The sequence below is a fragment of the Paracoccus sp. (in: a-proteobacteria) genome, assembly GCF_030604785.1.
Lineage (GTDB): Bacteria > Pseudomonadota > Alphaproteobacteria > Rhodobacterales > Rhodobacteraceae > Paracoccus.
In genome coordinates this window covers 57,001-65,882 of record NZ_JAUVVF010000011.1, presented here as the reverse complement: position 1 = coordinate 65,882, position 8,882 = coordinate 57,001, and the positions used below count along the sequence as shown (strand labels likewise).

The following is an 8,882-nucleotide window of genomic DNA, read 5'->3' as shown; positions in this document are numbered from 1 at the left end:
GCGATCGAGGCGGCCGACCGCTCCGCCCGCGCCGCCGCCGAATCCCCGGCGGGCGAGGCCGCCGCCGAAGTGGTCGAGGCGACGCGCGACGCGGCCGAGGCAACGCTGGACACGGCCGACGCCGCAGCCACCGCCGCCCGGATCGAGGCGCTGCTGACCCCCGAGGGCTTTGACCGCGCCGAGGTCGCGCGCCTGATCGACGAGGCCGCCATCAGCGACAGCCAGAAGGCGACGCTGCGCCGGCTGATCGAGACGGCGGGCAACAACCCCCAATTGCTGGCTGCCGCGCTGGAGCAGGTCAAGGCGGTGATGCGCTGATGAGCCTGCCTGTTCACGAGTTCATTCCGTTTCTTGCCCGAAAACCCGCACAGATCGCCAAGGGCCCCTTGGCCGTCATCCTGATCGAGGATGACAAGGCCGTGGCCGCGACCCTGTCGCACCATCTTCAGCGGGGCTTCCGCCATATCCTGGCGCTGTCCGACCGCCCCCTCACCCTGACCGAGGCCGAACTGCCGCCCCTGGCCGGGCGGGTGACGAACCTGATCCAGAACGTGCGCCGCCCCGATGCCCATGTCGAGGCCGTGAACGCCGTGATCGACGCCGTCCCCGAGGCGACCTGGCTCTATTACTGCTACAACGCCGAATTCCTGTTCTATCCCTTCTGCGAGACGCGCAGCGTGGGCGAGATGCTGGCCTTCCATACCGAGGAACGGCGCAGCGCGATGCTGACCTATGTGGTCGATCTCTATGCGGGCGATCTGGCGCGGCATCCGGACGCGGTCGATCTGGAGCGGCCCATGTTCGACCGCACCGGCTATTACGCGCTTGGCCGCAAGGGCGCGGACGGGCATCCGCTGGAACGACAGCTGGATTTCCACGGCGGCCTGCGCTGGCGCTACGAGGAGCTTCTGCCTCCTGACCGCCGGCGCATCGACCGGATCGCGCTGTTCAAGGCGGCGCCGGGCCTGCGGCTCTTGCCCGATCACCGCTTCTCGGACGAGGAATACAACACCTATTCCTGCCCTTGGCACCACAACATCACCGCCGCCATCGCCTCGTTCCGGGTGGCCAAGGCGCTGGTCGGCAATCCGGGCTCGCGCGAGCATGTCCACGACATGACATGGCGCAATTCGCACCCTTTCCGCTGGCACAGCGAGCAGCTGATGGAGCTGGGGCTGATGGAACCGGGCCAGTGGTTCTAGGCACCCGGGCGGGACGGCCGACCGGGACGCCCTTGCGCCCCGCGCATGGCCGGTGCTAGACCCGATGCCAACTTGAACTGAGGCCCCTCTTGCGGGCCGATCACGGAAGGCATGACCCGGATGGCTATGACCAAGACCAGCTTCGACCGCGACGACCTGCTTGCCTGCGCGCGCGGAGAGCTGTTCGGCCCCGGCAACGCGCAGCTTCCCGAGCCGCCCATGCTGATGATGGACCGCATCACCGAGATTTCCGAGGATGGCGGCGCGCATGGCAAGGGCCATGTCGTGGCCGAGTTCGACATCACCCCGGATCTGTGGTTCTTCGCCTGCCATTTCCCCGGCAACCCGATCATGCCCGGCTGTCTGGGCCTGGACGGGCTGTGGCAGCTGACCGGCTTCAACCTGGGCTGGCGCGGCTGGCAGGGGCGCGGCTATGCGCTTGGCGTGGGCGAGGTCAAGCTGACCGGCATGGTCCGCCCCGACCGCAAGATGCTGCGCTACACCGTTGATTTCACCAAAGCCGTCCAGACCCGCCGCCTGACCATGGGCGTGGCCGATGGCCAGGTCGAGGCCGACGGCGAAGTGATCTATCAGGTCAAGGACATGAAAGTGGCCCTCTCGGCCAGCTGATCCCATTTGCACAAGGAGGCCCCCATGCGACGCGTCGTCATCACCGGGCTTGGTATCGTCTCGCCCATCGGCAACAATGCGGCCGAGGTCACGGAAAGCCTGCGCGCGGGCCGTTCGGGCATCGTGGCCGCCCCCGAATATGCCGAACACGGCTTTCGCAGCCAGGTCCACGGCAAGCCGCAGATCGTGCTGGAGGACCATATCGACAAGCGCAACCTGCGCTTCATGGGTCCGGGCGCGGCCTACAACTTCATCGCCATGGAACAGGCGATCAAGGATAGCGGCCTCGACGACAGCGACGTCTCGAACCCGCGCACCGGCCTGATCATGGGCTCGGGCGGCCCCTCGACGAGCAATTTCTTCGACGCCCACCAGATCGTGATCGAGAAGGGCAGCCCCAAGCGGATGGGTCCCTTCATGGTGACGCGCTGCATGTCCTCGACCAACTCGGCCTGTCTGGCGACGCCGTTCAAGATCAAGGGCGTGAACTACTCGATCACTTCGGCCTGCGCGACCAGCGCGCATTGCATCGGCAACGGTGTCGAACTGATCCAGATGGGCAAGCAGGACATCGTCTTTGCCGGCGGCGGCGAGGAACTGGACTGGACCCTGTCCTGCCTCTTCGACGCAATGGGCGCGATGTCGTCGAAATACAACGACACGCCGGAAACCGCGTCCCGCCCCTATGACGCCACGCGCGACGGCTTCGTCATCGCCGGCGGCGGCGGCGTGCTGGTGCTGGAGGAACTGTCCCACGCCTTGGCGCGCGGCGCGAAGATCTATGCCGAAGTGACGGGCTATGGCGCGACCTCGGACGGCTACGACATGGTGGCGCCGTCGGGCGAAGGCGGCGAGCGTGCGATGCGCGTGGCGCTGTCCACCCTGCCCGAAGGGCGCAAGGTCAGCTACATCAACGCGCACGGCACCTCGACCCCGGTCGGCGATATCGGCGAGGTCAAGGCGATCCGGCGCATCTGGGGCGAGGGCTCGACCCCGCCGATCAGCTCGACCAAGTCGCTGACGGGCCATTCGCTTGGCGCGACCGGCGTGCACGAGGCGGTCTACAGCCTGCTGATGTTGCAAAATGACTTCATCGCGGCTTCGGCGAATGTCGCCACTCTGGACCCCGAGATTCAACCGGGCGAGATTGCCACGACCCGCGTTGACAATGCAGGGTTGGATTCGGTCCTGTCGAACAGCTTCGGCTTCGGCGGCACCAATGCGACGCTGCTGATGTCGCGCTATATCGAGTGACATAAGGGCCGAGGGCATTCATGGGCGATCTTCTGAAGGGCAAGCGCGGGCTTGTGATGGGGGTCGCGAATGAGCGCTCCATCGCGTGGGGCATCGCGAAGGCGGCTGCCGCCGAGGGGGCCGAACTGGCCTTTTCCTATCAGGGCGAGGGGTTCGGCAAGCGGGTCGAGCCGCTGGCCGCCTCGGTCGGGTCGGATTTTCTGGTCGATGTCGATGTGACCGACGACGCCTCGCTGGACGCGGCCTTCGCCGCCATCACCGAGCGTTGGGGCCGGCTGGATTTCTTGGTCCATGCCATCGCCTTTTCGAACAAGGACGAGCTGACCGGCCGGTTCATGAATACCAGCCGCGCCAACTTCAAGCACAGCCTCGAGATCAGCTGCTATTCGCTGATCGAGGTCGCGCGGCGCGCGCATCCGTTGATGGGTGCGGGCGGCTCGATCATCACGCTGACCTATGGCGGCTCGAACCGGGTGACGCCGTTCTACAACGTGATGGGCGTGGCCAAGGCGGCGCTGGAATCCAGCGTGCGCTATCTGGCCAACGACCTTGGCCCCGACGGCATCCGCGTGAACGCGATCAGTCCCGGTCCGATGAAGACGCTGGCCGGCGCGGCGATCGGCGGAGCGCGCAAGACCTATCGCCATACCGAGGCCAACGCCCCCCTGCGCGCCAATGCGACGCTGGAGGCGATCGGCGGCACGGCCTGCTGGCTGCTGTCGGATTGGGGCGCCTGCACCACGGGCGAGGTGGTGACGGTCGATGGCGGCTATCACGTGCTGGGCATGCCGCAGAGCGAGAACCTCTAGGCGGCGGCGCGGCCCTGGATGCCCGAAGATGTTTCCATGACGCGGAAGGGCGGCGAGATGGCGGGTTTCACGGCAAGCGACGGGGCAAGGATCGCCTATACCGATCAGGGCGAAGGCCTGCCGGTTCTGGCGCTGGCCGGCCTGACGCGGACCGGCGCGGATTTCGACTATGTCGCCCCGCATCTGCAGGGGGTGCGGCTGATCCGCATGGATTATCGGGGCCGCGGCGCGTCCGACTGGACCGGGGCCGCGACCTACACCGTCCCGCGCGAGGCGCGTGACGCGGTCGAGCTGCTGGATCATCTGGGCATCGCGCGCGCGGCGCTGCTGGGCACTTCACGCGGCGGGCTGAACGGGCTGTTTCTGGCCGCCACCGCCCGTGACCGGCTGCTGGGGATCTGCCTGAACGATGTCGGCCCCGAGATCGAGCGGGCGGGGCTTGAGAAGATCTTCGACTATGTCGGGCGCAACCCCGTCGCGCGCAGCCATGCCGAACTGGCCGAGCGGCTTCCCGCGCTGATGGACGGCTTTTCAGACGTCCCCGAGGGCCGCTGGCTTGCGGATGTGCGCCGCCATTACCACGAGACGCCCGAGGGGCTGCGGATCAATTACGACCCTGCCCTGCGCGAAGCCTTTCTGGCTGCCTTCGAGGGCGAGGCACCGGATCTGTGGCCGCTCTGGCAGGCGACGGGGGATCTGCCCGTGGCGCTGATCCGGGGCGCGAATTCCGATCTGCTGTCACCGGCGACCTGCGCCCGGATGGCGGCGATGCGCCCCGACCTGATCATGGCCGAGGTGCCGGGCCGGGCGCATATCCCCTGGCTGGACGAGCCCGAGGCGCTGGAGGCGATCCGGCGCTGGCTGGCCGCCTGCGCGGCACGGCTGACCGGATCGTGATGCCGTCCCCGAACGCCGCGCAACAGCGGCATCTGCGCGCTCTGCGCGACATTTGTTTGCACGATATGCACCTTACGGGTCTTGTGAGACAACGCGTCTTTGCATAGGCTTGGCGGGGGCAATTCCGCCCCCAAGGCAAGGGTCGGCCGGATGATGCAGGATGCTCTGATGCCCCCCGAGCCGCTGCGCGCGCAGATCGCCCGGTCCAACGTGGCGCTGTCGCTTGCCACGGCCGAGGCGGACATGCCGCTGATCATGGTCAATCGCGGCTTTCAACGCCTGACCGGGTTCGAGCAGGCGGCCGTCCTCGGGCGAAATTGCCGCTTTCTGCAGGACGACACGACCCCTGTTCACCAGATCGCCGCGATGTCGGCCTTTCTGAAGGATGCCAGCCGCGATGACGGACGCTTTCCGGTGCTGAACCGGCGCCATGACGGTTCGGGCTTTCTGAACCTAGTCTTCCTGTCGAAGCTGCGCGACCAGCAGGGGCGGATCCGCTTCGTCATCGCCTCGCAATTCGACATCACCACCGCCCGTCAGGCCGCCGCCCTGGCCGGCAATGACGAGGTGCTGATCGGCACTCTGGACACGATGCGCCAGACCATCGGCCATTTCGGCCTGACCATGACGGATTCGGCGGGTCTGATCGCCCGCTCGATCACCACACTTGCCAGATTTGCGGTGCGCGATGAATGATGCCTCGGGGCCCGAGATGACCGGCCAGCGTGCCGCGCAGACCTTTGCCGTCGTGGGGATCGGCGCATCGGCCGGGGGGCTCGAGGCGCTGCACGATCTGCTGCGCGCCGCGCGCCGTCAGGACCCGGCCGCCTATGTGGTGATCCAGCACCTGGACCCGACCCATGACAGCGTGCTGGCCGAATTGCTGGACCGGCGCACCGAACTGACGGTCGAGCAGGCGCGCGACGGCACGCAGGTCGTGCCGGGCCATGTCTACACGATCCCCCCCGGCGCCCGCCTGCTGATCGAGGGCGGGCGGCTGAAGCTGACCGGGTTCGACCAGCCGCGCGGGCTGCGCCGCCCCATCGACGACTTCTTCGAAAGCCTCGCCCATGATCAGGGTGCCGCGGCTGCCTGCGTGATCCTGTCGGGCACGGGCGCGGACGGCACGCTTGGCCTCAGGGCGATCAAGGAACATGGCGGCATCTGCGTCGTGCAGGAGCCGCGCACCGCCCGCTATGACGGCATGCCCCTTTCGGCCGAGGCGACGGGCCTCGTGGATTTCGTGCTGACGCCCGAGCAGATCGTGCCCACCCTGCTGCAATTCTTCGAAAGCAGCCACGAGGGCATGGCCGAAGAGGCGATGATCGGCGATGCCCGCCGCATCTGCGACCTGCTGCGCGACCGCACGGGGCATGATTTCCGGGGCTACAAGATCTCGACCCTGCTGCGGCGCATCCGGCGGCGGATGCAGGTGCACGGGCTGGCCGACAGCCGCGCCTATCTGCGCCATCTGGATTCCAGCCCCGACGAATGCGAGGCGCTGCTGAACGAGTTCCTGATCAACGTCACGCGGTTCTTCCGCGACCGCGAGGCCTTCGAGGCACTGCGGGACAAGGCGATCCGGCCGCTTGTCCAGGCGCATCAGGGCGACGACCTGCGCGTCTGGGTGCCGGGATGCTCCAGCGGCGAGGAAGCCTACAGCATCGCCATGCTGCTGGATTCCGAGATGCGCGCTGCCGGGCGCAGGCCGCGCTTTACCGTCTTTGCCTCGGATATCGACCGCCGCATGATCGACGTGGCGCGCGGCGGGACCTATCCGATCAGCGCGCTGGTCGATATCCCCGAAGAGCTTCGCCACGATTACACCAGCCACCGCGACGGACTGATGCGGATCGTGCCGCAACTGCGCGACCGGGTGCGGTTCTCGCTGCATTCGCTGGTGCGCGATCCGCCCTTCAACCGGGTGGATCTGATCTCGTGCCGCAACCTGCTGATCTATCTGGACGAGGATCTGCAGTCGCGTGTGCTGCCGCTGTTCCACTATGCGCTGCGTCCGGGCGGCTATCTGCTGCTGGGCCCGTCCGAGGGCGTGCGTCGCGAGGCGATCCATTTCACCGAGCTTGACCGTCAGGCGCGGCTTTACCGCCGGGACGAGGCGCCCGCGCGCCTGCCGCTGGACCTGCCCTTCACCGCCGCGCGCAGCCACAAGACGGGCGAGACGCAGGGCACGCCGCGCGGCGCGCCGGTTCCGTCCGAGATCGTGCAGAGCGCGCAGCGCCGGGTGCTGGACCGCCACGCCCCCGCCGCGCTGCAGGTGTCGCGCTCGGGCGAGGTGCTGTGGTCCTCGGGGCGGCTCGCGCGATTCGTGACGGTCGATCCGGCGGCGCGCGGTCCGGTCCTGGCGGCCGCCGTCGTCAGCAAGGGCCTGCGCGAGGCCGTGACCCGCGCCATCGAGGAAGTGACCGCCACCGAACGTCCGCTGGTCATGCGCGATCTGGTGGCACGTTCGGAACTGGGCCGCCAGCCGGTCACGCTGACGGCCGAGCCCCTCCCTGACCGTTCGGTCCTTCTGGTCTTCCGCGAGACAGGCCCGCTGGCCGCCAGCGAGGAAGGCCAGCCCGATTACGACGAGCTGACGCTTGGCGAAAGCCAGAGCGAACGGCTTGAGGAAGAGCTGCGGCTGACCCAGATGGAACTGCGCAGCGCCGTCGAAGAGCTTGAGACCGCGAACGAGGAACTCAAATCCTCGAACGAGGAAATGATGTCGATGAACGAGGAGCTTCAGTCGACGAACGAGGAACTCAGCACCGTCAATGATGAACTGAAATCCAAGATCGACGACCTGACCTCGGCCAATTCTGACCTGCAGAACTTCTTTTCGGCCACCAAGATCCCTCTTCTGGTCGTGGATCGCGACATCAGGGTGCGCAACTTCACCGCAGCCGCGCTGCAGATCTTTCCGCTGCGCCGGTCGGATCACGGGCGGCCGCTGGCCGATGTGTCCAATGTCTTCGGCGGCGACCTGCTGGAACGCATGGCCCGCGAGGTCGTGACCCAGGGCGAGGCGCAGGGCTGCGAGATCGCCGAGCCGCGCCGACACCGCAGCTGGCGCGTCGACGTCAAGCCCTATCGCGGCCCTGACGGGCATCTGCAGGGCGCCATGCTGGTCTTCGATGACGTCACCGCCCTGCGCGACCTGCGCCAGGCGGTCGAGCGTCAGAACGAGCGGCTGACTGCCGTCCGCAGCCTGGCGCGCATCGCCGTCTGGCAGTTCGACGCCGACAATCGCAGCGTCACAATCGATGACAGTTCCGATCTGCTGGGCATCGGGCGCACCGCGAACCTGCCGCTGACCGCCTTTGCCGCGCTGATCGATCCCACCGACCGCGACGCGTTCCTCGCCGATATCGAGGCCTGCCTGACCGGCGCCAGCCTGCGCCGCGTGCTGACGCCTGCCACCGATCCGCAGACCCGGATCGAGGCCGCCGGCCAGCGCCTGTCCGAAGACGCGGATTGCGTGCTGGGCGTGATGCTGGATGTGACCGCCGTCGAGACCTCGGCCCGACTGCGCGAGGCGGTGATCTCCGAGATGGATCACCGGGTGAAGAACCTCTTCACCCAGATTGCCGCGATGCTGCGGATGGCCGCGCGCGAGACCGACGAGGCCGAAACGGTGGTCGAAGAGGTCTCGGCCCGGATCAACGCGCTGGCGCAGTCGCACAGCCTGACGACGCGGCGCGGCGCCTCGGTCGAACTGGATCTGGCGGAGCTGGTCGGCACGACGCTGGCACCCTATGACGCGGCCAAATCCTCGCATGAGGGGCCGCCGGTCAAGGTGCGGGCGGGACAGGTCGTGCCGCTGTCGCTGATCCTGCACGAACTGGCGACGAATGCGTTCAAATACGGTGTTCTCGGCCCGATCCCGGGCCATCTTGACGTGACTTGGACCTGCGGCGAACGGACGGAACTGGTCTGGGCGGAAACCTACAGCGCCGACCGCGAGACCGAGACCCCGGATGAGGGCTTCGGCTCGGTCCTGCTGGAAGGCGCCGCCGCCCAGCTTGGCGCCGCGCTGGAGGTGGACCAGCAGCCCGGGCAGCGCATCACGCGTTTCTCGTTCTAGGCGCCG

Annotated in this window: 7 protein-coding genes and 1 pseudogene; all 8 read left to right on the top strand. The window is 67.6% G+C overall.

What is annotated here, in order from left to right:
• Positions 1 to 318 (top strand): annotated as a pseudogene (locus tag QAR72_RS05750) (hypothetical protein); the annotation flags it as partial.
• Positions 318 to 1,202 carry a glycosyltransferase family 2 protein gene (locus QAR72_RS05745; protein WP_304616408.1) on the top strand — a complete coding sequence of 295 codons (885 nt, stop codon included), beginning with the start codon at positions 318 to 320 and terminating at the stop codon, positions 1,200 to 1,202. The pseudogene QAR72_RS05750 and the gene QAR72_RS05745, both read left to right, overlap by 1 nt.
• 120 nt (positions 1,203 to 1,322) lie before the next feature.
• The gene (gene fabA, locus QAR72_RS05740) at positions 1,323 to 1,832 is read left to right on the top strand and encodes a bifunctional 3-hydroxydecanoyl-ACP dehydratase/trans-2-decenoyl-ACP isomerase (protein WP_304616407.1); all 510 of its coding nucleotides are present in this window, start codon (positions 1,323 to 1,325) and stop codon (positions 1,830 to 1,832) included.
• A gap of 24 nt (positions 1,833 to 1,856) precedes the next feature.
• Positions 1,857 to 3,086 (top strand): beta-ketoacyl-ACP synthase I, encoded by a 1,230-nt coding sequence (gene fabB / locus QAR72_RS05735; protein ID WP_304616406.1) that lies wholly within the window; start codon positions 1,857 to 1,859, stop codon positions 3,084 to 3,086.
• 20 nt (positions 3,087 to 3,106) lie between these two features.
• The gene (locus tag QAR72_RS05730) at positions 3,107 to 3,895 is read left to right on the top strand and encodes an enoyl-ACP reductase FabI (protein ID WP_304616405.1); all 789 of its coding nucleotides are present in this window, start codon (positions 3,107 to 3,109) and stop codon (positions 3,893 to 3,895) included.
• Positions 3,896 to 3,931: 36 nt separating this feature from the next.
• Positions 3,932 to 4,792, top strand: a complete 861-nt coding sequence (locus QAR72_RS05725) for an alpha/beta fold hydrolase (RefSeq protein WP_304616404.1) — start codon at positions 3,932 to 3,934, stop codon at positions 4,790 to 4,792.
• Positions 4,793 to 4,942: 150 nt separating this feature from the next.
• Positions 4,943 to 5,488, top strand: coding sequence for a PAS domain-containing protein (locus QAR72_RS05720; protein WP_304616403.1), 546 nt, complete (start codon positions 4,943 to 4,945; stop codon positions 5,486 to 5,488).
• Positions 5,481 to 8,876, top strand: a complete 3,396-nt coding sequence (locus tag QAR72_RS05715) for a chemotaxis protein CheB (RefSeq protein WP_304616402.1) — start codon at positions 5,481 to 5,483, stop codon at positions 8,874 to 8,876. The genes QAR72_RS05720 and QAR72_RS05715 overlap by 8 nt, the downstream gene beginning before the upstream one ends.
• The last annotated feature ends 6 nt before the right edge of the window (positions 8,877 to 8,882 follow it).